23 protein-coding genes are annotated in these 26,625 nt (G+C 73.0%); 4 read left to right on the top strand and 19 right to left on the bottom strand.

What is annotated here, in order from left to right:
- Window positions 1-339: a DUF6191 domain-containing protein gene (locus MRBLMG1_RS10435; protein WP_367822988.1), complete on the top strand. Its 339-nt coding sequence runs from the start codon at window positions 1-3 to the stop codon at window positions 337-339.
- On the opposite strand, the gene MRBLMG1_RS10430 is transcribed toward MRBLMG1_RS10435, so the two are convergent.
- The 6 genes from MRBLMG1_RS10430 to MRBLMG1_RS10405 form a co-directional block, all read right to left on the bottom strand.
- Complete coding sequence (locus MRBLMG1_RS10430; RefSeq protein ID WP_367822987.1) at window positions 223-3,282, bottom strand: helix-turn-helix transcriptional regulator; 3,060 nt, start codon at window positions 3,280-3,282, stop codon at window positions 223-225. The genes MRBLMG1_RS10435 and MRBLMG1_RS10430 overlap by 117 nt on opposite strands.
- Before the next feature lie 7 nt (window positions 3,283-3,289).
- A complete protein-coding gene (locus tag MRBLMG1_RS10425) occupies window positions 3,290-3,487 on the bottom strand; it encodes a hypothetical protein (RefSeq protein ID WP_367822986.1) in 198 nt (65 codons plus the stop codon).
- A 246-nt stretch (window positions 3,488-3,733) separates the two neighbouring features.
- A complete protein-coding gene (locus MRBLMG1_RS10420) occupies window positions 3,734-4,336 on the bottom strand; it encodes a hypothetical protein (protein ID WP_367822984.1) in 603 nt (200 codons plus the stop codon).
- Window positions 4,337-4,371: 35 nt separating this feature from the next.
- Window positions 4,372-4,938, bottom strand: a complete 567-nt coding sequence (locus tag MRBLMG1_RS10415) for a GNAT family N-acetyltransferase (RefSeq protein ID WP_367822982.1) — start codon at window positions 4,936-4,938, stop codon at window positions 4,372-4,374.
- Entirely contained in the window at window positions 4,916-7,156 is a 2,241-nt protein-coding gene (locus MRBLMG1_RS10410; RefSeq protein WP_367822980.1) for an MMPL family transporter, read from the bottom strand. The genes MRBLMG1_RS10415 and MRBLMG1_RS10410 overlap by 23 nt, the downstream gene beginning before the upstream one ends.
- 182 nt (window positions 7,157-7,338) lie before the next feature.
- The gene (locus MRBLMG1_RS10405; RefSeq protein ID WP_367822978.1) at window positions 7,339-9,429 is read right to left on the bottom strand and encodes a phosphocholine-specific phospholipase C; all 2,091 of its coding nucleotides are present in this window, start codon (window positions 9,427-9,429) and stop codon (window positions 7,339-7,341) included.
- Window positions 9,430-9,710: 281 nt separating this feature from the next.
- Here MRBLMG1_RS10405 and MRBLMG1_RS10400 point away from each other — a divergent pair, with 281 nt between their 5' ends.
- Window positions 9,711-10,040: a hypothetical protein gene (locus MRBLMG1_RS10400; protein WP_367822976.1), complete on the top strand. Its 330-nt coding sequence runs from the start codon at window positions 9,711-9,713 to the stop codon at window positions 10,038-10,040.
- A 79-nt stretch (window positions 10,041-10,119) separates the two neighbouring features.
- Here the strand turns inward: MRBLMG1_RS10400 and gatB are convergent, their stop codons facing one another.
- The 9 genes from gatB to MRBLMG1_RS10355 all read right to left on the bottom strand — a co-directional run bounded on the left by gatB (window position 10,120) and on the right by MRBLMG1_RS10355 (window position 20,697).
- Window positions 10,120-11,631: an Asp-tRNA(Asn)/Glu-tRNA(Gln) amidotransferase subunit GatB gene (gene gatB / locus MRBLMG1_RS10395; RefSeq protein WP_367822974.1), complete on the bottom strand. Its 1,512-nt coding sequence runs from the start codon at window positions 11,629-11,631 to the stop codon at window positions 10,120-10,122.
- A gap of 16 nt (window positions 11,632-11,647) precedes the next feature.
- Window positions 11,648-11,881: a hypothetical protein gene (locus MRBLMG1_RS10390; RefSeq protein WP_189513203.1), complete on the bottom strand. Its 234-nt coding sequence runs from the start codon at window positions 11,879-11,881 to the stop codon at window positions 11,648-11,650.
- A gap of 5 nt (window positions 11,882-11,886) precedes the next feature.
- Window positions 11,887-13,383: an Asp-tRNA(Asn)/Glu-tRNA(Gln) amidotransferase subunit GatA gene (gene gatA / locus MRBLMG1_RS10385; protein WP_367822972.1), complete on the bottom strand. Its 1,497-nt coding sequence runs from the start codon at window positions 13,381-13,383 to the stop codon at window positions 11,887-11,889.
- Between the two features lie 5 nt (window positions 13,384-13,388).
- On the bottom strand, window positions 13,389-13,685 hold the full coding sequence (gene gatC / locus MRBLMG1_RS10380) for an Asp-tRNA(Asn)/Glu-tRNA(Gln) amidotransferase subunit GatC (protein ID WP_015036350.1): 297 nt from the start codon (window positions 13,683-13,685) through the stop codon (window positions 13,389-13,391).
- A 94-nt stretch (window positions 13,686-13,779) separates the two neighbouring features.
- Window positions 13,780-15,894, bottom strand: a complete 2,115-nt coding sequence (locus MRBLMG1_RS10375; protein ID WP_367822970.1) for a putative bifunctional diguanylate cyclase/phosphodiesterase — start codon at window positions 15,892-15,894, stop codon at window positions 13,780-13,782.
- A gap of 250 nt (window positions 15,895-16,144) precedes the next feature.
- Window positions 16,145-18,325, bottom strand: coding sequence for an NAD-dependent DNA ligase LigA (ligA, locus tag MRBLMG1_RS10370; protein ID WP_367822968.1), 2,181 nt, complete (start codon window positions 18,323-18,325; stop codon window positions 16,145-16,147).
- Window positions 18,326-18,357: 32 nt separating this feature from the next.
- On the bottom strand, window positions 18,358-19,356 hold the full coding sequence (locus tag MRBLMG1_RS10365; protein ID WP_367822967.1) for a methionine synthase: 999 nt from the start codon (window positions 19,354-19,356) through the stop codon (window positions 18,358-18,360).
- 95 nt (window positions 19,357-19,451) lie between these two features.
- A complete protein-coding gene (locus MRBLMG1_RS10360) occupies window positions 19,452-20,150 on the bottom strand; it encodes an SDR family oxidoreductase (protein ID WP_367822965.1) in 699 nt (232 codons plus the stop codon).
- A gap of 7 nt (window positions 20,151-20,157) precedes the next feature.
- On the bottom strand, window positions 20,158-20,697 hold the full coding sequence (locus MRBLMG1_RS10355; protein WP_367822963.1) for a TIGR00730 family Rossman fold protein: 540 nt from the start codon (window positions 20,695-20,697) through the stop codon (window positions 20,158-20,160).
- 98 nt (window positions 20,698-20,795) lie between these two features.
- On the opposite strand from MRBLMG1_RS10355, the gene MRBLMG1_RS10350 reads away from it, so the two are divergent.
- The gene (locus MRBLMG1_RS10350; protein WP_367823053.1) at window positions 20,796-21,599 is read left to right on the top strand and encodes an alpha/beta fold hydrolase; all 804 of its coding nucleotides are present in this window, start codon (window positions 20,796-20,798) and stop codon (window positions 21,597-21,599) included.
- Window positions 21,600-21,722: 123 nt separating this feature from the next.
- On the opposite strand, the gene mnmA is transcribed toward MRBLMG1_RS10350, so the two are convergent.
- The gene (mnmA, locus tag MRBLMG1_RS10345) at window positions 21,723-22,850 is read right to left on the bottom strand and encodes a tRNA 2-thiouridine(34) synthase MnmA (protein ID WP_367822961.1); all 1,128 of its coding nucleotides are present in this window, start codon (window positions 22,848-22,850) and stop codon (window positions 21,723-21,725) included.
- Window positions 22,851-22,911: 61 nt separating this feature from the next.
- Here mnmA and MRBLMG1_RS10340 point away from each other — a divergent pair, with 61 nt between their 5' ends.
- Window positions 22,912-23,580 (top strand): N-acetylmuramoyl-L-alanine amidase, encoded by a 669-nt coding sequence (locus MRBLMG1_RS10340; protein ID WP_367822959.1) that lies wholly within the window; start codon window positions 22,912-22,914, stop codon window positions 23,578-23,580.
- A 175-nt stretch (window positions 23,581-23,755) separates the two neighbouring features.
- On the opposite strand, the gene MRBLMG1_RS10335 is transcribed toward MRBLMG1_RS10340, so the two are convergent.
- From MRBLMG1_RS10335 to MRBLMG1_RS10325, 3 genes are all read right to left on the bottom strand, one after another.
- Window positions 23,756-24,919: a cysteine desulfurase family protein gene (locus tag MRBLMG1_RS10335; RefSeq protein ID WP_367822958.1), complete on the bottom strand. Its 1,164-nt coding sequence runs from the start codon at window positions 24,917-24,919 to the stop codon at window positions 23,756-23,758.
- 102 nt (window positions 24,920-25,021) lie between these two features.
- Window positions 25,022-25,885: a thioesterase family protein gene (locus MRBLMG1_RS10330; RefSeq protein WP_367822956.1), complete on the bottom strand. Its 864-nt coding sequence runs from the start codon at window positions 25,883-25,885 to the stop codon at window positions 25,022-25,024.
- Between the two features lie 23 nt (window positions 25,886-25,908).
- A complete protein-coding gene (locus MRBLMG1_RS10325) occupies window positions 25,909-26,586 on the bottom strand; it encodes a trimeric intracellular cation channel family protein (RefSeq protein ID WP_367822954.1) in 678 nt (225 codons plus the stop codon).
- Window positions 26,587-26,625 lie beyond the last annotated feature (39 nt).

Here is a 26,625-nt window from a genome sequence, read left to right as displayed (position 1 = left end):
GTGACCGTGTTCGGTGGACTGGACGAGTTCTTCGCGCCCGCGCGCAGGCACATCGAGGAGGAGCGCCGCAGGGAGGCCCTGACTCGGGAGGACCCGGGGGACGCCGACCCGGCGCGCGGCCCGATAGACCTGACCTCGGGCCGCGTGACGATACGGCTCCCCGGAGCCGGGGCGGTACCGGCTCCCCGCCCGGGGTCCGCGGTACCGGTTCCCCGCCCGGGGTCAGAGGGACGTGTCGAGGAGGTGGAGGCGGTGGGCGAGGGCGGCGGCCTCGCCGCGGCCGGCGACGCCGAGCTTGGCGAGGATGTTGGAGACGTGGACGCTGGCCGTCTTCGGTGAGATGAACAGCTCCTCGGCTATCTGCCGGTTGGTGCGGCCGACGGCGACCAGCCGCAGGACGTCCTGTTCGCGGGGCGTCAGGCCGAAGCTGTCGTCCCCGGTCTCCGCCGGGGCTGCCGGGGCCCGCTTCTCCGCGGCGAGGGAGAGGCGGGCGCGGGCGGCGAGGAGTTCCGTGTCCTCGCGGAGCGGGCGGGCGCCGAGCCGGACGGCGGTGGCGTGCGCCTCGCGGAGCAGGGCCGCGGCCTCCTCGCGGCGGCCGCCCTCGACGAGCAGGGCGTCGGCGAGGCGGTGGCGGGCGCGGGCCAGCTCGTGCGGACGTTCGAGCGGCTCGTAGGCGGCGACGACCTCGGCCCAGCGGTCGGCGGTCTCGCGGTTCTCGGCGCGGGCGAGCTCCTCGGACACCTGCAGGGAGTAGGCCTGCCAGATCGGGGCGGGGGCGGCGAGGACGCGGACGCAGCGGCGGACGAGGGCCAGGGCCTCGGCGCGGCCCTCGTCGGCGGCGGGCAGTCCGCGGCTGTCGGCCTCGGCGGTGACCGCGGTGAGGACGAGCGGCCAGCCGTAGCGGTGGGTGCCGGGCGGGAACCCGGCGGCGGCGGTGGTGGCGAGAAGGTCCCGTACGTCCGCGAGGCGTCCCTCCGCCGCGGCGGCGGCGATCTCGGCCTGCGCCACGGGCAGCGTGTACTGCGGGATGGGGTCGCGGGCGCCGTAGCGCGTGCGGGCCTCGGCGAGGTGCTCGGCGGCCTTGGCCGGCTCGCCGCGGAAGGTGGCGAGGTGGGCGAGCTGGAGCAGGGCCGTGCCGCCCGGCTTGGTGCTGCCGGCGGCGGAGCGGAGCAGCACCTCGGCCTCCTCCTTGCTGCGGTCCCACTCGCCGAGCGAGAGGAGCGACTCGGCGAGGTTGGCCCGGATCCAGCCCGCGCTGTCGACGAGGCCGCGGGAGCGGGCCATTTCGATGCCGGTGGTGGCCGTCTCCACGGCCTCGCGGGAGCGGCCGAGCGACTCCATGGAGGAGGAGAGGTTCACATGGGCGCGGGCGGCCTCGTGGAACTGGCCGAGGGCGGTGGTCCGTTCGAGCGCCTCGCCCATCGCGGCGAGTCCGCCCTCGGTGTCGCCGGCCGACACCATGATGGTGCCGAGGGTGATCCGGGCGTTCAGTTCGATCGCCTCGGCCTTGACGAACCGCGCGTACTCGACGGCGCGTTCGGCGGCGGCGAGGGCGTCGGGGCCCGGGTTGCGGAGCATGCCCCAGCCGGCCGCGCCGACCAGGACGGTGGCGTGGACGGCGGACGGCGGGAGGCCCTTGACGAGTTCCTGGGCGCGGGCGATCTCCGGCCAGCCGTCGCCCCGGCCGAGGTTGGACTGGAGCCGGGCCATCTCCGTCCAGAACCAGGCGGCGCGCAGCGGGTCGCTCTCGTCGCCGTCGAGGATCCGGAGCGCGGTCTTGCAGATCTTCGCGGCCCGCTCCCGCTCTCCGCTGAGCCGGGCGGCGACGGCGGCCTCGGCGAGGAGGTCGAGGTAGCGCAGCGAGGTGGTCTCGGGGTCGCAGCCGCAGGCGGGGTAGGCGTCGGCGTAGTCGATGGGGCGCAGGGAGTCGCGCGTCTCGGCGGGGACCTTGTCCCAGAGCTCCATGGCCCGTTCGAGGAGGCTGAGCTGCTCGGCGTAGGCGTGGCGCTTGCGGGTCTCGACGGAGGCCCGGAGGACGGCGGGGAGGGCCTTCTCCGGGACGTGCGCGTGGTACCAGTACGTGGCGAGCCGGGTGGCGCGCTCGTGGGAGCGGACGAGCGTGGGGCCGGCTTCCAGGACCTCGGCGTAGTGCCGGTTGATGCGGGAGCGCTCGCCGGGGAGCAGGTCGTCGCTGACGGCCTCGCGGACCAGGGAGTGGCGGAAGCGGTAGCCGTCGCCGTCGGGGACGGCGAGCAGGATGTTGGCGCCGACGCAGGCCCGCAGCGCTTCGATGAGTTCGTCCTCGGTGAGCCGGGCGACGGCGGCGAGCAGGTCGTACTCGACGGTGGAGCCGCCTTCGGCGACGATCCTGGCGACCCGCTGGGCGTCTTCGGGGAGCGTCTCGACCCGGACCAGCAGGAGGTCGCGCAGGGAGTCGCTGAGCTGGCCGACGGCGCAGCCGTTCTCGTGGGAGACGACGAGCTCCTCGACGAAGAAGGCGTTGCCGTCGGAGCGTTCGAAGACCTCTTCGACGAGGCCGGGGTCGGGTTCGGCGGCGAGGATGCCGGTGAGCTGGCGGCGCACCTCGGTGCGGGTGAAGCGGGCGAGTTCGATGCGGCGGATGGTGCGGAGCCGGTCGAGTTCGGCGAGGAGGGGGCGCAGCGGGTGGCGACGGTGGATGTCGTCGGCGCGGTAGCTGGCGACGACCACGATCCGGCCGCGGCGGAGGGTGCGGAGGAGGTAGGTGAACAGGTGCCGGGTGGAGGTGTCGGCCCAGTGCAGGTCCTCCAGGACGAGCACGATCGTACGGTCGGCGGCGAGCCGTTCCAGGAGCCGTACGGTCAGTTCGAAGAGGCGGGCGGTGGAGTCCTCCTCGGAGGGCTCGTGGCTGCCGGGGTCGCCCAGTTCGGGCAGCAGGCGGGCGAGTTCGCCCTCGTGGCCGTCGGCGGCGGCGGTCAGTTCGTCGGGGAGCTGGCGGCGGAGCGAGCGCAGGGCGGCGGCGAAGGGCGCGAAGGGCAGTCCGTCGGCGCCGAGTTCGACGCAGCCGCCGACGGCGACGACGGCGCCCCGGTCGCAGGCCGTGTCGAGGAACTCCTCGATGAGCCGGGTCTTCCCGACGCCCGCCTCGCCGCCGATGAGCAGGGCCTGGGGCTCTCCCGCGGTCGCGCGGGAGAGCGCCTCGGTGAGGGCGGTGAGTTCGCCGGCCCGGCCGACGAAGACGGGGCTGACTGACCTGGTCTCCACGGCGCCGAGCATCGCACAACCATCCGCGTTGTCGCTCATACGGGGGTCACGCGGCCCGGACGAAGCGGCCGCGTTCGCCGCCGTCCACCTGCCCCTCCGTGCCGTGGTTCCCGTGCCGGCGGCCGAAGAGGCGCAGGCCCCGGGTGGCGCCGGCGGCCTCGGCGGCCTCGTGCGACAGGCGCTCGGCGGCGGCCTGGCGGATGAGCTCGGCGTGGTTCATGCGCTGGAGTTCGTACTCGAACACGGGGTGCTCCCTGGTCTTCTCGGTTTCGGTATCGCTCCTTGCGATGCCTCTACTTTCGTTTCCCAGGGGGTGCGGCCACATCGGGCGAGTGCCGCATGTTCGGCGTACGGGGGTCCTTAGGCGGGGCCCAGGGGGGCCTTAGGCGGAGTGGGGACCCTCCTCAGGACCCTCCCGGGCCTCCTCAGGACCCTCCAGGACCGGCTCAAGGCCCCTGCCGCACCGGATCAAGGCCCCTCCTGGACCGGCTCAGGAGCCCGCGGTCGGGAGGCTCAGGAACAGGTCGAAGTAGGTACCGATCGACAGGAGCAGCCCCAGGCCGCCCAGGGCGGCGCCGGCGACGGCGACGGCGCGGACCCAGCCGGGGCGCCGGGGAAGGGTGAGCACGACGAGGGCGACGATCAGGGCGAGCAGGGCGAAGACGCCGTTCACCAGTGCGGTGCTGTGCCAGGCGTCGCCGTAGATCTCGGAGATCTGCTGGGCCGGGGAGCCGCTCTGGGAGGTGGTGATCTGCCCGATGAGCGTCTCGCGCTCGGAGACGACCTTGCCGGTCCAGGTGCCGGTGAGCGCGACGGCGCCGAGGGCGGCGGAGACGACGGCGCCGGCACCGGCGCCGATCCCGGTGGCCTCCGCGGCCGGCTCCGCCTCCGCGGCCTCGTCGTCGAGCCCGTCGTCGTCCGAGTCGGCGCTCGGGGCGGCCTTCCGGCCGCCGTCCGAAGCGTCGCGCGCTTCCTCGGCGGAGTCGGCCGCGGGGGCCTCCTTGGCTCCGGCCCCGGGGGTTGCGGCGCTCGCCTCCTCGGCCTCCGCCGGCGGCGTCTTCTCTTCGGTCTTCTCGGTCGTCTTGATGTCCATGCGGCGCACGCTAGGGGGCCCACATGAGAGCGGCCTTAAGAAGCGGCCGCCGCCTTCGCCGCACGCCATTCGGGGGCGAGGACGGCCCAGACCTCGGTGTCCGAGCGGGTGCCGCGGTAGAGGTAGTTCTCCCGCAGCACGCCGTCCTTCGTCATGCCGAGGCGGCGGGCGACGGCGATGCTCGGCCCGTTCTCCGAGGAGGCGAGCCATTCGACGCGGTGGATCCCGCGCTCCTCGATCGCCCAGTCGATGATGACCTTGCAGGCCCGGGTGATCAGGCCCTTCCCGGCGGCGGACGGCTCCAGCCAGCAGCCCGCCTCGGCGGTCCCGTTGGCGACGTCGAAGATCCGGAAGAGGACGCCGCCGACGAGGGTGCCCCCGGCCCAGATGCCGTAGAGGCGTCCGGTGTCCTTCGCGGCCTTCTCGGCGTACGAGGTGAGGTAGGCGCGGGCGGAGTCGAGGTCCGCGACGAAGTCGGGGAGGGCGATGTGCCGCCCGATGAACTCCCTGCCCCGGTCCATGTGGGCGAGGAGCTCCTCCGCCTGCCAGGGCTCCAGGGGCCGCAGCTCGGCGCCGTCGTCACCCAGCGATATCGCGAACATCGTCGTTCCTCTCCTCCGCGGCCGGAGCCGTCACACGCTGCCCTGGGATCTTCGCACGGGCGTCGGCGGCCACCCGGCACTCGGGCGGCTCGATGCTGATCCGGGGCAGGACGCGGTCGAGGCGCTTGGGCAGCCACCAGTTCGCCCCGCCGAGCAGGTGCATGAGCGCGGGGACGAGGAGCGTGCGCAGGACGAAGGCGTCGAGGGCGACGGCCGCCGCGAGCGCGATGCCGAACATCGCGATGACCCGGTCGCCGGAGAGCACGAAGGCGAGGAAGACCGAGATCATGATGACGGCGGCGGAGTTGATCACCCGGCTGGTCTCGGCGAGCCCGACCCGGACCGCCCGCCGGTTGTCTCCGGTCTCCAGCCACTCCTCGTACATCCGGCTGACCAGGAAGACCTGGTAGTCCATGGAGAGGCCGAAGAGCACCGAGACCATGATCACGGGGAGGAAGGGCTCGATGGGTCCGGCGCTGCCGAGGCCGAGGAGCTCGCTCCCCCAGCCCCACTGGAAGATCGCCACGACGATGCCGAAGGCGGCCGCGACGGCGGCGACGTTCATGGCGGCGGCCTTGAGCGGGATGCCGATCGAGCGGAAGGCGAGCAGGAGCAGCAGACAGCCCAGGGCGATGACGACGCCGACGAAGAGCGGGAGCTTGCCGACGATGATCTCGGCGAAGTCGTCGTACGAGGCGGTGACGCCGCCGACGTGCACCTGGAGGGAGGTGCCGGCCTCCGCCTCCGGGAGGACGTCCTGGCGGAGCAGGTCGACGAGCTCGCTGGTGGCCTTGGACTGCGGCGAGGAGTCGGGGACGACGGTGAGGACGGCCGTGTCGCCGGCGCTGTTGTAGGTGACCGGGGAGACGGAGGCGACCCCGCGGGTGGCGGAGAGCGCGGCGGGGAGCGCGTCGAGGGCGACCCGGTCGTCGGCGCCGTCGATCCCGGCGACGAGGGTGAGGGGCCCGTTGACGCCCGGTCCGAAGCCCTCGGCGAGCAGGTCGTACGCCTGCCGCGTGGTCGCTGTGGCCGGGTTGTTGCCCTGGTCGGAGGTGCCCAGGTGGAGCGAGAGGGTCGGCAGTGCCAGGACGCCCATGACGACGACGGCGACGGCCCCCAGGAGCTTGGGGTGGCGCTCGACGAAGGCGGACCAGCGGGCCGCGAAGCCGGTGGGGAGCTCGGGCTGCGGGCCGTGCTCGGCGAGCGTCCGCCGTTCGCGCCGCGACAGCGCCCGCGGGCCGATGAACGAGAGCAGCGCGGGCAGCAGGGTGACGGAGGCGGCGACCGTGAGGACGACGGTGAGGGAGGCGGCGATGGCGACGCCGTTGAGGAAGCCGAGCCGCAGGATCAGCATGCCGAGCAGCGCGATGCAGACGGTGGCGCCGGCGAAGACGACGGCGCGGCCGGTGGTGGCGACGGCGGTCTCGGCCGCGTCGGCGACCGAGCGGCCGCGTTTGAGGCCCTTGCGGTGCCGGGTGACGATGAAGAGCGCGTAGTCGATTCCGACGCCGAGGCCGACCAGCATGCCGAGCATGGGGGCGAAGTCGGCGACGGTCATCAGATGGCCGAGGAGCACGATCCCGGAGTACGCGATGCCGACGCTGACGAGCGCGGTGGCGATGGGGAGCGCGGAGGCGGCGAGGGAGCCGAAGGCGAGGAAGAGGACGACGGCCGCGACGGCGACGCCGACGACCTCGGCGATGTGCCCGCCGGGCGCCTCGGTGAGGGCGACGGCGCTGCCGCCCAGTTCGACCTGGAGCCCTTCGTCCGCGGCGGACTTCGCGGTGTCGACGAGGGCGCGGGCCTGGGCCTCGGGGATGTCGTCGGCCTGCTCGTCGAAGGTGACGGTGGCGTAGGCGGTGCGCCCGTCCTCGCTGATCTGGCCCGTCGTGGGCCCGTACGGGGAGGTGACGGCGGCGATGCCGGGGAGCGCGGCGGTCTTGTCGAGCATCGCGGTCATCCGCTGCTCGACGGCGTCGGCGCGGACGCTGCCGCGGTCGGTGTGCCAGACGATCGTGTCGCTGTCGCCGCCGAGGCCGTGGAAGCCCTGGTCGAGGAGGGCGGTGGCGCGGCCCGACTCGGTGCCGGGGACCTCGTAGTCGTTGGAGTACGCGCTGCCGGCGATGACCGCGCCCGTGCCGACCCCGCCGAGCGCGAGGAGCCACAGGAGGACGACGACGAGACGGTGCCGGATGCACCATCGGGCGATGGCTGCCAAAGGACGTGCTCCCTGGGTGGTTCGTGGATCTTGCACGGGAACAGCCCGAGAAGAACGCATGACCTACGTGCGCCCACTCTTACAGCCAAACGTGATCGTTTGTCCCTTTCGTGTCGATGCTCACAGGCGTGTGCGGGGGATAAGGGACCGAGGTCGCCGGCCCCCCGCACGCGCCGCGGGCGTCACCCCGAGACGCTCGGGCGGCCGTTCTCGATGTGCCCCATCAACCGGCGGCGGAAGCCGTCCGGCGCGGTCACCTCGACGTCGTACCAGCCGTGCGCGTCGGCGGCCGAGTGCACGACCGTACGGGTCTTCCCGGGCTTCACCGTGACGGTCCTGGTCCAGTCGACGAGGTCGTCCTCGTCCACGTATCCCAGCGGCCTGATCGTGAAGGTCAGCCGCTCGGCACCCGTGTTGCGCACGGTGATGTGCAGGTCACGGTCGTGGTGGTCGATGCGCGAGGCCACCTCGGCGCCGCCCGTCGCCGGGCCCTCGAACTCGCGGCGGAAGCCGTTGGGGCCGGTGATCGTGAAGCGGTAGCGCTCCCCCGGGACGGGGACGGTCCACTGCCCCGTCCCCCTGACGTCCCGGTGCTGCGGGACGGCGAACTCGCCCGCGTACGGGTAGAGGGCGAAGTGCGCGCTCGCCCTGCCCGTGTTGCCGAGCGTGACGGTCACGGAACCGGCACCGGTCGTGGCGGAGGCGTCCGGCTGGTACGGCAGGGGGCGGGCCGGGCGGACGCCGGGCTCCTGGAGCGGCATCCGCTGCACGGCCGGGGGCTGCGGCCGCCAGCGGCCGGTGAACGGCGGGATCGGCCCCGGCCGGTCCACGGGCGGCTGCCGGCGGCCCCGCTTGAAGTCGAAGGCCGAGGTGAGGTCGCCGGTGACGGCCCGGCGCCAGGGGGTGATCTGGGGCTCCCGGACGCCGGTGAGTCGCTCCAGGAATCGGATCACGGAGGTGTGGTCGAAGGTCTCGGAGCAGACGTAGCCGCCGACCGACCACGGCGAGACGACGAGCAGCGGCACCCGGATGCCGAGGCCGGTGGGCTGCCCCTTCCAGCGCTCGTCCGTGTTCTCGGCGGGTGGGACCGGCGGCGGCACGTGGTCGAAGAAGCCGTCGTTCTCGTCGTAGTTGATCAGGACGACGGTGTGGCGCCACACGTCCGGGTGCGAGCCGAGGGCGTCGAGCACCTTGTAGACGAGGCCGGCGGAGGCGACCGGCGAGGAGGAGCCGGGATGCTCGCTGTCGATCGCGGAGGGGACGAGGTACGAGACCTCGGGGAGCGTGCCGGCGGCGACGTCGGCGCGGAAGGCGTCGGCGAGGGTGCCGGACTCGACGCGCCGCAGTCCGCGCTCGAAGAGGGAGCGTTCGGCCTCGGTCAGGCCGGCGACGCCTTCCTCCAGGAGGCCGAGGAGCCTGGTCCGCTCGGCGGCGTCGTCGGTGTCGCGGACGGCGGCGTAGAACGACTCCATGAAGGCGTGCCCGCCGGTCCCGGCGAGCGCCTTGCGGGCGATGTCCTTGAAGGTGGTGAAGAACTCGATGTTGTTGTCGGTGAAGTTCTCCCACTCGGTGTACGTCTTCCAGCTCCGCCCGGCCGCTTCGAGCCGCTCCGCGTAGGTGGACCAGCCGTAGCCGGGGTGGGTGCCCTCGGCGTAGGCGGCGTTGGTGACGGCCCGGCTGCCGTCGGCCTCGAAGCCGGTCCAGCCGGACCACAGGTGGTTGCGGTTGGGGCTCGTCGAGGTGTGGATCGACGAGTGGTAGGCGTCGCAGACGGTGAAGGTGTCGGCGAGCTCGTAGTGCAGGGGGATGTCCTGCCGGTCGTAGTACGCCATGGTGGCGGCGGTCTTGGCCGAGACCCAGCCGTCCATCCAGCCGCCGCGCCAGGCCTTGGCGCCGCCGCCCCAGGAGTGGTCGAGGTCGCCGATGTACTGGAGGTCCTTGCGCTGCGCCTCGGCGGCGGCGCGGATCGGGAAGGGCAGCACGGTCCGGCCGAGCGCGGCCGGCTGCTCGAACACCGGTCGGCCTGAGGGCAGCTCGACGGCGTTGCGGTCGCCGAAACCCCGGACGCCGCGCAGGGTGCCGAAGTAGTGGTCGAAGGAACGGTTCTCCTGCATCAGGATCACCACGTGCCGGACCGCCCCCATCCCCCCGGCCGGGGGCTCCGCGGCCATCGCCTCCTGCAGCGACGGCGGCAGCAGCGATCCTGCCGCGGCCGCGCCGAGGGCGCCTCCGCCCAGCGCGAGCAGCCTTCTGCGGGACATCTCGGATGACAAGACCGACCTCCAGTCGACGGCCAACGGTTCGCCTTCGAGCCATTGGGTGGTACGCCGGGGACGGTAGTGAGACGCGGTGACGGCGAGAAGACTCCGCGGAGAAATGGCGATGAACGGCCACACACCGTCAATCCGGTTTACGCGCCGTCCATTCGGGAATGCGGGGGCGCACCAATTCACCAAGAATGCGCCCGCATTGCGCGTCCCGCGCTCCATTGCCCGAAAGGAGAATTCACCCCTACCCTCGACTCAGGCTGCTCGACGAATAGCTGGGGGTGGTAATGAGGCTTCGACTGATTTCTCTCCACTGCACGACGACCGAGGACGACCACGGCGAGGACGAACAGCGCCTGCTGGTCAACGGGGTTCAGGTGTGGGGCGCGGAATCTCCGGGCCTGAACAACGGGGACACGGCGGACCTGTCCGCCGTCCCGCTGATCGACTTCGGCACACGCGCCCGTGTCGAACTCTTCGACGACGATTCCCCGGACGACGACGACCTCCTCGGCCGCTTTTACGCGGGCCGCTCCCATGCCGGCCAAGGAGAACTGGAGTACAAGTTCACCGAGGACGACGCGGACTACACGCTCACCTACGAGGTGCTCGCCTAGCGCCCCGCACACGGGCAGAGGGCGGTACCGCCGTCTCGCGACAGCCGTACCGCCCTCCTACGAGGTCCCCAGGAGGGGATCAGCCCTCGGTGACGCCCAGCTTCTCCAGGATCAGGTCCTTGACCTTCGCCGCGTCCGCCTGGCCACGGGTGGCCTTCATGACCGCACCGACCAGGGCGCCGACCGCGGCGACCTTGCCGCCGCGGATCTTGTCGGCGATGGCCGCGTTGCCCGCGATGGCCTCGTCGACGGCCGTGCCGAGCGCGCCGTCGTCGGAGACGACCTTCAGACCGCGCTTCTCGACGACCTCGTCCGGAGTGCCCTCGCCGGCGAGAACGCCCTCGATGACCTGCCGGGCCAGCTTGTCGTTGAGGTCACCCGAGGCGACCAGGGCCGAGACCCGGGCCACGTCCGCCGGCGTGATCGCCAGCTCTTCGAGGGACACACCCTGCTCGTTGGCGTTCCGGGCGAGCTCGCCCATCCACCACTTGCGGGCCGAGGCCGCGTCCGCGCCCGCCTCGATCGTGGCGACGATCGCGTCGACCGCCCCCGCGTTGAGGATGGACTGCATGTCCAGCTCGGACACGCCCCACTCCTCGCGCAGCCGGTTGCGGCGCACCCGCGGCAGCTCGGGCAGCCCCTTGCGGAGCTCCTCGACCCACTCGCGGGCCGGGGCCACGGGGACGAGGTCGGGCTCCGGGAAGTACCGGTAGTCCTCGGCGTTGTCCTTGATGCGGCCGGAGGTCGTGGAGCCGTCGTCCTCGTGGAAGTGTCGGGTCTCCTGCACGATCGTCCCACCGGAGGTGAGCACGGCCGCGTGGCGCTGGATCTCGAAGCGCGCCGCACGCTCCACCGAACGGAGCGAGTTGACGTTCTTCGTCTCCGAACGGGTGCCGAACGTCTTGGTGCCGTTCGGACGCAGCGACAGGTTGACGTCGCAGCGCATCTGGCCCTTGTCCATGCGCGCGTCGGAGACGCCCAGGGCACGGATCAGCTCGCGCAGCTCGGCGACGTACGCCTTGGCGACCTCGGGGGCCCGCTCGCCCGCGCCCTCGATCGGCTTGGTGACGATCTCGATGAGCGGGATGCCGGCCCGGTTGTAGTCGAGCAGCGAGTGCGAGGCGCCGTGGATGCGGCCGGTCGCACCACCGATGTGGGTGGACTTGCCGGTGTCCTCCTCCATGTGGGCGCGCTCGATCTCCACGCGGAAGATCTCGCCGTCCTCCAGCTGGACGTCCAGGTAGCCGTTGAAGGCGATCGGCTCGTCGTACTGGGAGGTCTGGAAGTTCTTCGGCATGTCCGGATAGAAGTAGTTCTTCCGGGCGAAGCGGCACCACTCGGCGATCTCGCAGTTCAGCGCGAGGCCGATCTTGATCGCGGACTCGACGCCGATCGCGTTGACGACCGGCAGCGAGCCGGGCAGGCCGAGGCAGGTCGGGCACGTCTGCGAGTTCGGCTCCGCGCCCAGCTCGGTCGAGCAGCCGCAGAACATCTTCGTCTTGGTGCCGAGCTCGACATGGACCTCCAGGCCCATGACGGGGTCGAACGCCGCGAGGGCCGCGTCGTACGACAGCAGTTCAGTGACAGTCACGGTGAGACTTTCCCTCTCAGCCCAGCAGGACGTCGTCGTCGCCCAGGCGCTTGAGCTCCCGGTAGAGGATCGCCAGGCCGGTAACGATGGCGGCGGCGGACACGGCGGAATCGATCAGCCGCAGCATGTCGTTGTCGTTGCGGGCCATCTTGGCCTGCTTCGCCACGCTGATGGCACCGAACGCGGTGGTCGCCAGCGAGACGTAGACGCCGGTCTTCGACTTCTTGAAGTTCTTGGCCTTCTTTGCCATGGCACTCACAGCGACGGAGCCTCCTCAAGCAGCGGGTGCCCCCACCTTTCCACGAAGGCCGCCTCGACGGCGGCGCCGACCTTGTACAGACGGTCGTCCTTCATGGCGGGAGCGATGATCTGCAGGCCGACCGGCAGACCGTCCTCGGGCGCCAGGCCGCAGGGCAGCGACATGGCGGCGTTGCCGGCCAGGTTGGTCGGGATCGTGCACAGGTCCGCGAGGTACATCGCCATCGGGTCGTCGGCACGCTCGCCGATCGGGAACGCGGTGGTGGGGGTCGTCGGGGAGACGATCACGTCCACCTCCTCGAAGGCCTTCTCGAACTCGCGGGTGATGAGGGTGCGGACCTTCTGGGCCGAGCCGTAGTACGCGTCGTAGTAGCCGGAGCTCAGCGCGTACGTGCCCAGGATGATGCGGCGCTTGACCTCGTCGCCGAAACCGGCCTCACGGGTGAGGGCGGTGACGTCCTCGGCGGACCGCGTGCCGTCGTCGCCGACCCGCAGGCCGTAGCGCATGGCGTCGAAGCGGGCCAGGTTCGAGGAGCACTCGGACGGCGCGATCAGGTAGTACGCCGAAAGGGCGAGGTCGAACGTCGGGCAGTCCAGCTCGACGATCTCGGCACCCAGCTCCTTGAGCAGCTCGACGGACTCGTCGAAGCGCTGCACGACACCGGCCTGGTAGCCCTCGCCGCGGAACTGCTTGACGACGCCGACGCGCATGCCGGCGACCGAGCCGTTGCGCGCGGCCTCGACGACCTGCGGGACCTCGGCGTCGATGGAGGTCGAGTCGAGCGGGTCGTGCCCGGCGATGGCCTCGTGCAGGAGGGCCGCGTCCAGGACCGTACGGGCGCAGGGCCCGCCCTGGTCGAGGGAGGACGAGAAGGCCACCATGCCGAAGCGGGAGACCGCTCCGTAGGTCGGCTTCACGCCGACGGTGCCGGTGACGGCGGCGGGCTGGCGGATCGAACCGCCGGTGTCCGTGCCGATGGCGAGCGGGGCCTCGTACGCCGCGAGGGCGGCCGAGGAGCCGCCGCCGGAGCCGCCGGGGATCCGGGTCAGGTCCCACGGGTTGCCGGTCGGACCGTACGCGCTGTTCTCCGTGGAGGAGCCCATCGCGAACTCGTCCATGTTGGTCTTGCCGAGGATGACGACGTCGGCGGCCTTCAGGTTCTTGACCAGGGTCGCGTCGTACGGCGGGATCCAGCCCTCGAGGATCTTCGAGCCCACGGTGGTCGGCATGCCGAGCGTGGTGAAGATGTCCTTGAGCGCGAGCGGCACACCGGCCAGCGGGCCGAGCTTCTCGCCCCGGGCGCGCTTCTCGTCGACGGCGCGGGCCTGCGCGAGGGCGCCCTCGCGGTCGACGTACAGGAAGGCGTGGACCTTCTCGTCGACGGCCTCGATGCGGGCGAGGTGGGCCTCGGTGACCTCGACCGCGGTGAGCTCGCCCGCGGCGATCTTCCCGGCGATCTCGGCCGCGGTGAGCTTGATGATGTTGTCCGTCATGACTGTTAGTCCTCCCCCAGGATCTGCGGCACCTTGAAACGCTGCTGCTCCTGGGCCGGGGCGCCGGAGAGCGCCTGCTCGGGGGTGAGCGACGGACGGACCTCGTCCGCGCGCATGACATTCGTCAGCGGCAGCGGGTGGGAGGTCGGCGGTACGTCTTGGTCGGCGACCTCGGAGACGCGGGCGACCGCGCCGATGATGTCGTCGAGCTGGCCGGCGAAGTGGTCGAGTTCTTCGCCCTTCAGCTCCAGACGCGCCAGCCGAGCGAGGTGGGCGACCTCCTCGCGCGTGATGCCAGGCATGCGGATCCTCACGGGGTGAGCTTGATGGTGTTGGCCCAATCCTATGGGGCCCGCACCGCTGCCCGTGAAACGGTTTGCCCCCGGACGGGGTCGGTCACTGCACGACCTGGCCCGAAGGGTGGTCCAAGTCGACCTCGGCGGCGATGTCGGCGGGGCGGCGCCAGCCGTGTTCGCCGCGGGCGAGGAGCCAGGCGGTGGCTTCGACGGGCGGCATGGCGGCGGCGACGAGCCAGCCCTGGACGGCGTCGCAGCCGAGGTCGCGGAGGCGTTCCCAGGTCTCGTCGTCCTCGACGCCCTCGGCGACGACGAGGAGGCCGAGGGAGTGGGCGAGGTCGACGGTGCAGCGGACGATCTCGGCGTCCTCGGTGTCGACGGCGAGCCGGGCGACGAAGGAGCGGTCGATCTTCAGTTCGCTGACGGGCAGCCGGCGGAGGTGGACGAGGGAGGAGTAGCCGGTGCCGAAGTCGTCGAGGGACATCTTGACGCCGTGGCCGGTGAGGCCGTTGAGCGTGTCGGCGGCCCGCTGGGGGTCTTCGAGGAGGACGTGTTCCGTTATCTCCAGCTGGAGCGCGCCGGCCGGGACGCCGTGGCGGGCGAGCCGGGCGGCGACGGCGCCGGCGAAGCCGGGGGTGTGGACGTCGCGCGGCGAGACGTTGACGGCGACCGGGACGTTGAGGCCCTGGGCGCGCCAGCGGGCGACCTGGGCGAGCGCGGTCTCCAGGACGTACTCGGTGAGGTGCGGCATCAGGCCGGAGGACTCGGCGATGGCGATGAACTCGTCCGGCGGGACCTTGCCGCGCTCGGGGTGGACCCAGCGGACGAGCGCCTCCAGGCCGGCGACCTGGCCGTCGAAGCGGACCTTGGGCTGGTAGTGGAGTTCGACCTCGCCTGCGTCGAGGGCGCGGCGGAGGTCGCCGAGGAGGCCGAGCCGGTCGGGTGTGTTGGAGTCGCGCTTGGACTCGTAGACCTCGACGCCGGTGCGGTCCCGCTTGGCCTGGTACATGGCGACGTCGGCGCGGCGCAGCAGGCCCTCGGCGTCGAGGGCGTGGTCGGGGAAGACGGCGACGCCGGCGCTGGCCTCCAGGACGAGGGTGAGCCCGTCGAGGTCGAGCGGGGAGGAGAGCTCGGCGACGAGATGGCGGGCGACGCGCTGGGCGCTGGTGGTGGAGTCGGCGGTGGGCAGCAGGACGGCGAACTCGTCGCCGCCGAGGCGGGCGGCCTCGGCGCCGCGGGGCAGGGCGAGGCGGAGCCGTTCGGCGATCTGGAGGAGCAGCCGGTCGCCCGCGAGGTGCCCGAGGGTGTCGTTGACCGAGCGGAAGCGGTCGAGGTCGATCAGGACGAGTGCGGCGCGGGCCCCTTCGCCCTCGGCCTCCTCCAGGGCGGTCCAGGCCCGCTCCAGGAGCCATTGGCGGTTGGGGAGCCCGGTGAGCGGGTCGCGGAGCTGCTCCTCGGCGCGGGCGCGGGCGATCCACAGGGTGGAGTCGAGGGCGATGAGGGGGACGGCGAAGAGCGGCAGGAGGACCGGCCGGGTGGCGGCGACGACGCAGATGAGCGGGGCGATGCCGAGCAGGGCGACGGCGACGAGGCCCTGGCGGAGGAGGGCGCTGCGGGCGACGGTGGGCAGGCCCCGGCCCTGGGGCGCGAGCGTGTACCACAGCAGGAGCCGGGTCGCCACGAGGTAGGCGCCCGCGGCGAGGACGACTTCCGGGAGGTCCCCGATCGTCCAGTCGAGGGGCTGCCAGGGCGCTTCGACGGTCGGCACGTCTCCGAAGAGGCCGAGGACGACGGCGGCGGCGGCCACGCCGAGGACGTCGGCGGCGCCGTGCAGCACGCCCTGGCGCCAGCGGTGCCGGCGGGCGGCGCCGACCAGGGCGACGACGGTCAGCGAGACGAGGCCGGCGGGCACCCAGCCGTACAGGAGCAGGACGGCGAGGGTGAGGGCGGCGCCGGAGCCGGTGCCGCCCCACCAGCGGTCGCGGCCGAGGGCGACCAGGTGGCCGACGATCAGGCCGGCGAGGAGGGCGAGGGACCAGCCGGGGACCCCGCCGGGGAAGAGGCCGTGACCTGTGCTCAGGGCTTGCTGGAGCCCGACGACGAGCACGACGGCGGCGATGCCCACCACGGCTGCGGGCAGCCGGGAGGTGAAGCCCGGAGTGACCGCACGGCCGTGTGGCCGTGGGACCGGGGCGGCGCTCTCGGTCGGTTCCATTCCCGTCCCTCTCACAGGCGGCGGTGCCGTCGGGTGTGCGCGGGGCCGCGGTGCGGCCGTCCGTCGTCCGGCCGGCGCGCGGCGGGGCGGAGCCCCCGGCGGCCGTGCGGGACGAGACGCACGGTCACCACCCTAGGCCGCCGAGGGCTCCGACGGGCAGCGCTCTCCTTGTCTTGCCCGAATGCGACCCGGCCACCCGTAACGATCTGGTATGCGCCGAACGGGTGGCCTTCCGCGGGGTGGTGGGCGGCTAGCCGGTGACCGGGACCGCGGCCTCCCGAGCCGCCTCGGGCCCCTGTTCGAGCAGGACGGAGAAGCCTTCCTCGTCCAGAACCGGAACCTTCAGCTGCATCGCCTTGTCGTACTTCGAACCAGGGTTTTCACCGACCACCACGAAGTCGGTCTTCTTCGAAACGGAACCGGTCACCTTCGCTCCGAGGCCCTGGAGCGACTCTTTTGCGCCATCCCTGGTGAACCGCTCCAGGGTGCCGGTCACGACGACCGTGAGACCTTCCAGCGGACGCGGCCCCACCTCCTCCCCGGCCCCCTCGTCCTCCAGGGTGACCCCGGCGGCCCGCCACTTGCGCACGATCTCGCGGTGCCACTCCTCGGAGAACCACTGCTTCACCGCGGCCGCGATGATCCCGCCGACGCCGTCGACGGCCGCCAACTCCTCCTCGGTCGCCTGCTCGATCCGCTCCAGGGAGCGGAACTCGCGGGCCAGCGCCTCGGCCGCGACCGGCCCGACGTGCCGGATGGAGAGCCCGTTGATGAACCGGGCCAGCGGCCGGGTCTTCGCCGCCGCGATGTTCTCCAGCATCGCCAGGGCGTTCTTCTTCGGCTCGCCCTTCTGGTTGGCGAAGACCGTGACGATCTTCTCCTCACCGGTCTTCGGGTCCCGCTTGGGCAGTCCGCTGTCCGGGTCCAGGACGTACGCCTTGATCGGCAGCAGCTGCTCGATGGTCAGGTCGAAGAGGTCGCCCTCGTCCACGAGCGGCGGCTCGGCCGGCTCCAGCGGCCGGGTGAGCGCCGCCGCGGCCACCGAGCCGAAGTTCTCGATGTCCAGGCACTGCCGCCCGGCCAGGAAGAAGAGACGCTCGCGCAGCTGGGCCGGGCAGGTCCGGGCGTTCGGGCAGCGGAGGTCGATGTCGCCCTCCTTCATCGCCTTCAGCGGCGTCCCGCACTCCGGGCACTCGGCGGGCATCACGAACTCCCGCTCGGTGCCGTCCCGCAGGTCGGCGACCGGACCGAGGATCTCCGGGATGACGTCGCCGGCCTTGCGCAGCACGACCGTGTCGCCGATCAGCACGCCCTTGGCCTTCACCACCTCCTGGTTGTGGAGGGTGGCGAACTCGACCTCGGAACCGGCCACGGTCACCGGCTCCACCTGCGCGTACGGCGTCACGCGCCCGGTCCGGCCGACGCCGACCTTGATGTCGACCAGCCTGGTGTTGACCTCCTCCGGCGCGTACTTCCACGCGATGGCCCAGCGCGGGGCGCGGGCCGTGGAGCCGAGCCGGCCCTGGAGCGGGATCTCGTCGAGCTTGACGACGACCCCGTCGATCTCGTGCTCCACGGAGTGACGGTTCTCCCCGAAGTACGCGATGAACTCGCGCACCCCGTCGAGCGAGTCGACCACCCGGTTGTGCCGGGCCGTGGGCAGCCCCCACTCGTGCAGCAGCTCGTACGTCTCCGAGAGCCGGGAGATGTCGAAGCCCTCGCGCGCGCCGATGCCGTGGACGACCATGTGGAGCGGGCGGGAGGCGGTGACCTTCGGGTCCTTCTGGCGGAGCGAACCGGCCGCCGCGTTGCGCGGGTTGGCGAAGGGCTTGTCGCCGGCCTCCACCAGACGGGCGTTGAGCCCCTCGAAGGCCTCCATCGGGAAGTAGACCTCGCCGCGGATCTCCACGAGGTCCGGGACGCGGTCGCCGCGCAGCCGGTCCGGGATGTCGGCGATCGTCCGCACGTTCGGCGTGATGTCCTCGCCGGCGCGGCCGTCGCCGCGGGTGGCGGCGCGGGTCAGCCGCCCGTGCTCGTAGGTGAGGTTGACCGCCAGGCCGTCGACCTTGAGCTCGCACAGGTAGTGGAAGTCGGGGGTGCCGACGTCCCGCCCGACGCGCTCGGCCCAGGTGGCCAGCTCCTCGTCGTCGAAGGCGTTGTCCAGGGAGAGCATGCGCTCCCGGTGCTCGACGGAGGTGAACTCGGTCTCGTACTGCCCGGCGACCTTCTGGGTCGGCGAGTCCGGAGTCCGCAGTTCCGGGTACTCCTCCTCCAGCGCTTCGAGCGCGCGCAGGAGCTTGTCGAACTCGCCGTCGCTGACGACCGGCTGGTCCTTCACGTAGTACCGGAAGCGGTGCTCCTCGACCTGCTCGGCGAGGTCGGCGTGCTTCTCCCGTGCCTCGGCGGGCAGGGCCCCCTGTTCGACTGCCACCTTCGTCCGTCCTCCCGTACCTCGAAACCCGGTCACTCTGGGTTGTCCGCGAGCGATCTCGCCGCCCGGGCGCAGTGGGCGAGCGCCGCCCGGGCGTAGGCGGGCGAAGCGCCCGCGAGCCCGCACGTGGGGGTGACGACCACGGACTCGGCGAGAGTCCCCGGATTCAGCCCCAGCCTGCGCCACAGCGTCCTGACACCCATGACGCTACCGCCCGGGTCCGACAACGGGCCGTCAGTGGACGGCACCACACCGGCGAAGAGCTTCGTCCCGGCCTCCACCGCCTCGCCGATCGGCTCCTCGTCACGTTCGGTGAGGAGGCCGAAGTCGAACGAGACGCCGGCGACACCGGACCGCCGCAGCAGGGCGAAGGGGACGTCGGGGGCGCAGGAGTGGACGACGACCGGCCCGTCGTGGACGGCGATCACGTCCCGCAGGGCGCTCTCCACGACCTGGCGGTCGACGGCCCGGTAGGTGCGGTAGCCGCTGGCCGTGCGGACGTGGCCGCGCAGCACGGCGGTGAGCGAGGGCTCGTCGAGCTGGAGGACGAGCCTGGCCCCCGGGACCCGCTTGCGCAGCTCGGCGAGGTGGCCGTGGAGTCCCTCGGCGAGGGAGCCGACGAGGTCGCGGCAGGCGCCCGCGTCGCCGAGGGCCGCCTCGCCGCCGTGCAGTTCGAGGGCGGCGGCGAGCGTCCACGGGCCCACGGCCTGGACCTTGAGCGGGCCTTCGTAGCCCTGGGTGAACTCCTCCAGGGCGTCCAGGTCCTCGCCGAGCCAGGAGCGGGCGCGCTTGGTGTCGCGGCCGGGCCGGTCGCTGATGCGCCAACCGCTGGGCTCCACGTGCGCGTAGAGGTCGACGAGCATCCCGATGGTCCGGCCGATCATGTCGGCGCCGGGGCCGCGGGCGGGCAGCTCGGGGAGGAAGGGGAAGTCCTCGAAGGAGCCGGTGGCGGTCTTGGCGGCCTCGCGGGCGTCGCCGCCGGGCAGGGAGCCGACGCCGGTGGCCGGGCCCCAGTGCTTCGTGTCGCTCATGTCCGTCGTGTCGCCACCCGTCGTGTCGCGGCCTGCCGTCTCGCGGTCCGTCGCCCCACGGCCTGTCGTCTCGCGGCCTGTCGTGTCGCCCATGTCTAGCGTCCCGGCCGGACGGTGAGGTCGTTGATCTCGGCGTCGCGCGGCAGGTCGACGGCCGTGAGGATCGCCGTCGCGACGGACTCGGGGTCGATCCACTTCGACGGGTCGTACTCCTTGCCCTCCTGCTGGTGCACCTTCGCCTGCATGGGGCTTGCGGTGCGGCCCGGGTAGACCGAGGTGACCCGCACGCCGTTGGCGTGCTCCTCGTGGCGCAGGGCGTCCGCGAGGGCCTTGAGGCCGTGCTTGGAGGCGGCGTACGCGCCCCACTCGCCGTGTGCGGCGAGGCCGGCGCCGGAGTTCACGAAGACGACGTGGCCCTGGGAGACCCGCAGCTGGGGCAGGAGGTGGCGGGTCAGCTCGGCGGGGGCGACGAGGTTGACGTTGAGCTGGTGGTGCCAGGTCTTCGGGGTGAGGTCGCCGATCGGGCCGAGGTCGACGACACCGGCGATGTGCAGCAGGCTGTCGACCCGTTCGGGCATGGTCTGGTGCGAGAACGCCCAGGACAGCCGGTCCGGGTCGGCGAGGTCCCCGACCAGCGTCCGCGCGCCGGGGAACCGCGCGGCGAGCTCCTTGGCCCGCCCCGCGTCGCGCGCGTGCAGCACGAGGTCGTCCCCGCGCGCGTGCAGGCGGCGCGCGACGGCCGCGCCGATGCCGGAACCGGCTCCGGTGATCACATGAGTAGCCATGGTCACCATGCTCGCATCAGCGGGAGGCGATGTTCTCCTCCAGGTGGGCGAGGGCGGTCGGGCCGTCGTCCGCGAAGAAGACGAGGTCGGCGAGGGGAAGCGGGAGGAAGCCCTCGGCCTCCATGCGGTGGAACTGGGTCTTCAGGCCGTCGTAGAAACCCGCGGTGTTGAGGAGGACGACCGGCTTGCTGTGCTTGCCGTGCTTCTTCAGCTCAAGGATCTCGGTGGCCTCGTCGAGGGTGCCGGTACCGCCGACCATGACGACGATCGCGTCGGACTTGGCGAGGAGCAGGGCCTTGCGCGCGGCCAGGTCCGCGGCGACGACCATCTCGTCCGCGTCCGGGCGGGCCTTGTGGGCGAGGAAGTCGACGGAGACGCCGACGAGCCGGCCGCCGCCCTCCTGGACGCCGTCGGCGACGACCTTCATCAGCCCGGTGTCGGAGCCGCCCCAGACCAGGGTGTGGCCGGCCTTGCCGAGGAGGCGGGCGAAGTCGCGGGCGGGGGCCGTGTAGCGCTCGTCGAGGTCGGCGGCGGACAGGAAGACGCAGATGTTCATGCGCTCCACCGTAGGCCCTGACCAGCGCCTTCAATTTCTCTTCGACGAATACCGCCGGGCGGCGATGAGTTCCGGTGACGTCCTCGGTCTGCCCTGCCATGGACGAGGAGAGCACCACGCCGAGCAGGACCCGGGGGCGGGTCACGTCACGCGACGGGACGCCGATCGCGTACGAGCGGTACGGCGACGGGCCGCCGCTCGTCCTGGTGAGCGGCGCGCTGGGTACGGCCGCGGGCGAGCGGGTCCTCGGCGGTCTCCTGGCCGGGAACTTCTCGGTCGTGGCGTACGACCGGAGGGGCCGCGGCGCGAGCGGTGACACCGGGCCGTACGCGGTGGAGCGGGAGATCGAGGACCTGGCGGCGGTCGTCGGGGAGGCCGGGGCGGGCGCCGCCCTGCACGGGACGGGCACGGGGGGCGTACTGGCGCTCGCCGCGGTGGCCGCGGGGGTGCCGGCGGGGCCGGTATCCGTTTACGAGCCGCCGTACTCGGCGCGGGAGCGGGAGCGGTGGCGGCGGGTGGCCGCCCTGCTCGACCAGGGGCGGCGGGCGGCGGCGCTCGACCTGTTCCTGGCGGACTCGGCGGGGTCCCCGGGGCTGGCGCCCGGGGTGACGGCGCTGCGGCCGGGCGTCGCGGAGTCGGCCCGCACCCTCGCCTACGACCTCGCCGTCGTCGGCGACCTGCCCGAGCGGCGGCTCGCCCGCGTCCACGCGCGCGTGCTCGTGGTCGACGGCGGCGCGAGCCCCGCGGGGACCCGGCAGGCGGCGCGCGCCCTCACGGCGGCCCTCCCCCGGGCCCGGCACCGCACCCTGACGGGCCAGACCCACGAGGTCGCCCCGCACGTCCTGGCCCCGGTCGTCGAGGACTTCCTGACCGAGGACCGGGAGCCCGTGGGAGCGGCGTAGACCGCCCCCGGCGGGCCTGGGCGGCGCGGGTGTGGGCCGTCCCCGGCGGCCCGGGCGGCGCCGGGTGTAGGCCGTCACCCGGCGGGCCTGGGCGGCGCCGGGTGTGGGCCGTCCCCGGCGGCCCTACGCGGGGGTCGGGGTGCGGCGTACCGTCGTGGCGATGGTGGCGGAGCCGACCACGCGGGTGCCGTCGTAGAGGACGACGGCCTGGCCGGGCGCGACGCCGCGGACGGGCTCGGCGAAGGTGACGGTGAGTTCGCCGTCGGCGAGGGAGGCGGTGACCTCGGTCTCGCCGCCGTGGGCGCGGAGCTGGGCGGTGTAGCGGCCGGGGCCCTCCGGGGCGGTGCCGCACCAGCGGGGCTTGATCGCGGTGAGGGCCGTGACGTCCAGGGCCTCGGCCGGGCCGACCGTGACGGTGTTGTTCACGGGCGAGATGTCGAGGACGTAGCGGGGCTTGCCGTCCGCGGCCGGGTGGCCGATCCGCAGGCCCTTGCGCTGGCCGATGGTGAAGCCGTACGCGCCCTCGTGGCTGCCGATGCGGTTGCCGGCCTCGTCGACGATGTCGCCCTCCGCCTTGCCGAGGCGGGAGGCGAGGAAGCCCTGCGTGTCGCCGTCGGCGATGAAGCAGATGTCGTGGCTGTCGGGCTTCTTCGCGACGGCGAGCCCGCGCCGCTCGGCCTCCGCCCGGATCTCGTCCTTGGTGGTGAGGGTGTCGCCCAGCGGGAACATCGCGTGCGCCAGCTGCTTCTCGTCGAGCACGCCGAGGACGTACGACTGGTCCTTGGCCACGTCCGAGGCCCGGTGCAGTTCACGGGTGCCGTCCTCGTTCAGGACGACGGTGGCGTAGTGGCCGGTGCAGACCGCGTCGAAGCCGAGCGCGAGCGCCTTGTCGAGCAGCGCCGCGAACTTGATCTTCTCGTTGCAGCGCAGGCACGGGTTGGGCGTGCGGCCGGCCTCGTACTCCGCGACGAAGTCGTCGACGACGTCCTCGCGGAAGCGCTCGGCCAGGTCCCACACGTAGAACGGGATGCCGATGACGTCGGCCGCCCGGCGCGCGTCGCGCGAGTCCTCGATCGTGCAGCAGCCGCGGGCTCCGGTACGGAAGGACTGCGGGTTCGCGGAGAGGGCGAGGTGCACGCCGGTGACGTCGTGGCCCGCCTCGGCGGCACGGGCGGCGGCGACGGCGGAGTCCACTCCGCCCGACATGGCGGCGAGGACGCGGAGGGGGCGCGGGGGCGGAGTCTGAGTCATAGCCCTACCAGGGTACGGGGCGCCGGGAACCGGGGACGCGGGAGTAAGCGTTCTCGGTGTCATGGGGAGCAAGGGCAAGGGGTCGGACGCGTCCGACAGGCGGGTGGGGCGGCGCGCGGTGCTGCTCGGCGGCGGGGCGGCTGTGCTCGGCGTCGGCGCGCTGGCCAAGGACGAACTCGCGCGGTTCTGGTGGCGGCTGCCGGGCACGGAGAAGAAGCGGGTCGACGGTGAGCTCGACCACAAGGGCGCGGAGTGGACGGCGGCGGCGCGGGCCAACTGGCGCCGGGCCGACCGGCCGGACGACTACCGGATCGACCGGGTCGTGATCCACGTCGTCCAGGGCAGCTACGCGACGGCGCTGAAGGTCTTCAAGAACCCGGGGCACGGGGCCGCCGCCCACTACGTCGTCCGCGAGGACGGTCACGTGGCGCAGATGATCCGGGAGCTCGACGTCGCCTTCCACGCCGGCAACCGCGACATGAACGAGCGCAGCATCGGCATCGAGCACGAGGGCTTCGTCGACCGGCCGCAGGACTTCACCGCGGCGATGTACGCGGGGTCGGCGCGGCTGACGGCGGACATATGCGCCCGCTACGGGATACCCGTGGACCGGGAGCACATCATCGGCCACGTGGAGGTCGAGGGCACCGACCACACCGACCCGGGGCCGCACTGGGACTGGAACCGCTACCTGAAGCTCGTACGCGAGGCGTCGAAGAAGACCGCGTGAGACCGGCCCGCCGGGGACGCGCCGGCGGCGATCAGGTCGAGGCGGGGCGCGCCGGCAGCGACGGCGACCACGCCAGGCCGACCGAGGCAGGCGGCGACGACCGCGACCACGCCGGCCCGGGGGCGAGCCGGCGCTACGGCCGGGTGGGGCCCGCGCTTCGGGCCGGCCGTGGCGGTCAGCTGAGGCCGGCGGTTCGCGCGCGTTCCACGGCCGGGCCGATCGCCTCGGCGACCGCGGCGACGTCCTCCCGGGTGGAGGTGTGGCCGAGGGAGAAGCGCAGGGTGCCGCGGGCGAGGTCCGGGTCGGTGCCGGTGGCGAGGAGGACGTGGCTGGGCTGGGCGATGCCGGCGGTGCAGGCGGAGCCGGTGGAGCAGGCGATGCCGGCCGCGTCGAGCAGCAGGAGCAGGGAGTCGCCCTCGCAGCCGGGGAAGGTGAAGTGGGCGTTGGCGGGGAGCCGCTCGACGGGGTCGCCGCCGAGGATCGCGTCGGGGACGACCGCGCGGACGGCGGCGACGAGTTCGTCCCGCAGGGCGCCGACCTCCCGGGCGAACTCCTCGCGCCGCTCGGTCGCGAGCTCGGCTGCCACGGCGAACGCGGCGACCGCCGGCACGTCGAGGGTCCCCGAGCGGACGTGCCGTTCCTGGCCGCCGCCGTGCAGCACGGGTACGGGGGTGTGCTCGCGGCCCAGGAGCAGCGCGCCGATCCCGTAGGGGCCGCCGATCTTGTGGGCCGAGACGGTCATCGCGGCGAGGCCCGAGGCGGCGAAGTCGACCGGCACCTGGCCGACGGCCTGGACGGCGTCGGCGTGCAGTGGCACACCGAACTCGGCTGCCGCATCGGCGAGTTCGCGGACCGGCATGACGGTGCCGATCTCGTTGTTGGCCCACATGACGGTGGCCAGGGCGACGGACTCGGGATCGCGGGCGATGGCCTCGCGCAGCGCCTCGGGTCGCACCCGGCCGTGCCGGTCCACCGGCAGGTACTCCACGTCGGCGCCCTCGTGCGCGGCGAGCCAGTCGACGGCGTCGAGGACGGCGTGGTGCTCGACCGGGCTGGCGAGCACGCGGGTGCGGCGGGGGTCGGCGTCCCTGCGGGCCCAGAACAGGCCCTTCACCGCGAGGTTGTCGGCCTCCGTGCCTCCGGAGGTGAACACCACTTCGCTCGGCCGCGCGCCGAGCGCGGCGGCGAGCGTCTCGCGCCCCTCCTCGACGGTCCGCCTGGCCCGTCGGCCCGGGGCGTGCAGGGAGGAGGCGTTGCCCGTGACGGCGAGCTGGGCGGTCATCGCCTCGATCGCCTCGGGCAGCATGGGCGTGGTCGCGGCGTGGTCGAGGTATGCCATGGTGGGTCGATTCTACGAGCCCACCACGGCGCGGCCGTACGGGGCGCCCGGTACGGCACGGCCGTGCGGGGCGCCCGGCGTCCGGCGTCCCGCGTCCCGCGTTCAGTCGCGCGGGGCGCGGGCCAGCTGGCGGGACTGGGCGACGAGCCGGTCGGCGCTGTCCCAGACCTCGGCGTCCTCTTCGAGGAAGCCGCCGGCGAGGTTGCGGGTGGTGATGGAGACCCGCAGCGGACCGGGGGCCGGGCGGCAGCGGACGTGGGTGGTGAGTTCCACGGTCGGGGTCCAGCCCTTGAGGCCCAGCTCGAAGGAGGTCGGCGGCAGGGCGTCGACGGTGAGCAGCAGCGACAGCGCGTCGGGCTCGCGGCCGTCGGCGAGGCCGAACCACGCCCGCATCTCGCCCTTGCCGGAGGGGGCGCCGACCGCCCAGCCGACGCAGGCCGGGTCGAGGCGGAGGTCGAGGCGGTCGGCGATGGCGGACGAGCCGGGGATCCGCGGGGCCGGGCTGTCGGCGGCGCTGAAGCAGTTCTCGATCGCGGCCATCGCCGGGGGCGTAGCACTGGTGCGGACGTCGTCCGCGAGGGCGTCGAGGTCGCCGTACGAGGCGAGGACGCGGATCCGCTCGACCTCGGTGCCGTCCTCGGCGTACTGGAAGAGGGACGCCTGGCCCGTGGAGAGGGACCGGCCGGTGCGGACCGTCTCGGTCCGGATCACCGCGGGGCCCGGCACGGACGGCGTGAGGTAGTGCGCCGAGATCGTGAACGGGTCGGGGTGCGGGAGGTGGTCGCCGAGGGCGCGGCCGAGCAGGGCGAGGAGGTAGCCGCCGTTGACGGCGTGGATGATCGTCCAGCCGGCGGAGAGTTCCGCGTCGTAGACGCCGGGCTCCCTGCGGGTGACGGCGGTGTCGCGGTCGAACTCGCTGGTGGCGACGGCGCTCGCCCGGTGCTTCGTCTCGGTGCTCGTGCTCATGGTTTCGACGGTACCGCAGGTCATTACTGAGCGGTAGCTTTTTCCGGCTCCTCGCGCGCGGACGAACGGCGGTTCCAGGCGCGCGGCGCCCGCCAGTGGAAGCGCAGCGCCAGCAGACGGAGCACGAAGGCCGTGAGGACGGCGGTACCGCTGGTGAAGGCGTTCAGCATGTCGAAACGGATGCACAGCACCACCATCGTCGCCCCCACGATCGCCGGGACGGCGTACAGGTCCCGGTCCCAGCGGAGCAGCGACGGCACCTCGTTCGCCAGCACGTCGCGCAGCACACCGCCGCCGACGGCCGTCGCCAGGCCCAGCGCGGCGGAGGACGTCAGCCCGAGCCCGTAGTCGTACGCCTTCGTCGTCCCCGTCACGCAGAACAGCCCCAGGCCCGCCGCGTCGAAGACGTTCACCGCCGTCTGCGTCCGCTCGACCTCCGGGTGCAGGAAGAAGACCAGGACCGCCGCGATCAGCGGCATCAGGAAGTACCCGAGGTCGGTGAACGCGGCGGGCGGCACCGCGCCGATGATCAGGTCCCGGAAAAGACCGCCGCCGAGCGCGGTGACCTCGGCGAGGACGGCGATGCCGAAGACGTCGAAGTTCTTGCGCACGGCGAGGAGCGCGCCGGAGATGGCGAAGACGAAGATGCCGACGAGGTCCAGGGCGTGCTGGACATCCGGGCTGAACAGGTCGTGAAGCACGCGCCCATTGTCCCGGTTGTCCCTCTGACCCCACGCGCC

It is taken from the genome of Streptomyces sp. LMG1-1-1.1, assembly GCF_040815545.1.
Classification (GTDB): domain Bacteria; phylum Actinomycetota; class Actinomycetes; order Streptomycetales; family Streptomycetaceae; genus Streptomyces.
The sequence above is the reverse complement of the archived record's forward strand: the minus strand, read 5'-3'. Positions and strand labels throughout refer to the sequence as shown.

Bases quoted from the DNA above. Each gene is read 5' to 3' on its own strand.
- gatC (WP_015036350.1), bottom strand. From the start codon at position 13,685: ATGCCTGGCATCACGCGCGAGGAGGTCGCCCACCTCGCTCGGCTGGCG.
- MRBLMG1_RS10415 (WP_367822982.1), bottom strand. From the start codon at position 4,938: ATGTTCGCGATATCGCTGGGTGACGACGGCGCCGAGCTGCGGCCCCTG.
- mnmA (WP_367822961.1), bottom strand. From the start codon at position 22,850: ATGACTCAGACTCCGCCCCCGCGCCCCCTCCGCGTCCTCGCCGCCATG.
- MRBLMG1_RS10365 (WP_367822967.1), bottom strand. From the start codon at position 19,356: ATGAGCGACACGAAGCACTGGGGCCCGGCCACCGGCGTCGGCTCCCTG.
- MRBLMG1_RS10390 (WP_189513203.1), bottom strand. From the start codon at position 11,881: ATGGCAAAGAAGGCCAAGAACTTCAAGAAGTCGAAGACCGGCGTCTAC.
- MRBLMG1_RS10350 (WP_367823053.1), top strand. From the start codon at position 20,796: ATGGACGAGGAGAGCACCACGCCGAGCAGGACCCGGGGGCGGGTCACG.
- MRBLMG1_RS10355 (WP_367822963.1), bottom strand. From the start codon at position 20,697: ATGAACATCTGCGTCTTCCTGTCCGCCGCCGACCTCGACGAGCGCTAC.
- MRBLMG1_RS10335 (WP_367822958.1), bottom strand. From the start codon at position 24,919: ATGGCATACCTCGACCACGCCGCGACCACGCCCATGCTGCCCGAGGCG.
- gatA (WP_367822972.1), bottom strand. From the start codon at position 13,383: ATGACGGACAACATCATCAAGCTCACCGCGGCCGAGATCGCCGGGAAG.
- MRBLMG1_RS10400 (WP_367822976.1), top strand. From the start codon at position 9,711: ATGAGGCTTCGACTGATTTCTCTCCACTGCACGACGACCGAGGACGAC.
- MRBLMG1_RS10340 (WP_367822959.1), top strand. From the start codon at position 22,912: ATGGGGAGCAAGGGCAAGGGGTCGGACGCGTCCGACAGGCGGGTGGGG.
- MRBLMG1_RS10430 (WP_367822987.1), bottom strand. From the start codon at position 3,282: ATGAGCGACAACGCGGATGGTTGTGCGATGCTCGGCGCCGTGGAGACC.
- MRBLMG1_RS10360 (WP_367822965.1), bottom strand. From the start codon at position 20,150: ATGGTGACCATGGCTACTCATGTGATCACCGGAGCCGGTTCCGGCATC.
- MRBLMG1_RS10420 (WP_367822984.1), bottom strand. From the start codon at position 4,336: ATGGACATCAAGACGACCGAGAAGACCGAAGAGAAGACGCCGCCGGCG.
- MRBLMG1_RS10330 (WP_367822956.1), bottom strand. From the start codon at position 25,885: ATGAGCACGAGCACCGAGACGAAGCACCGGGCGAGCGCCGTCGCCACC.
- MRBLMG1_RS10375 (WP_367822970.1), bottom strand. From the start codon at position 15,894: ATGGAACCGACCGAGAGCGCCGCCCCGGTCCCACGGCCACACGGCCGT.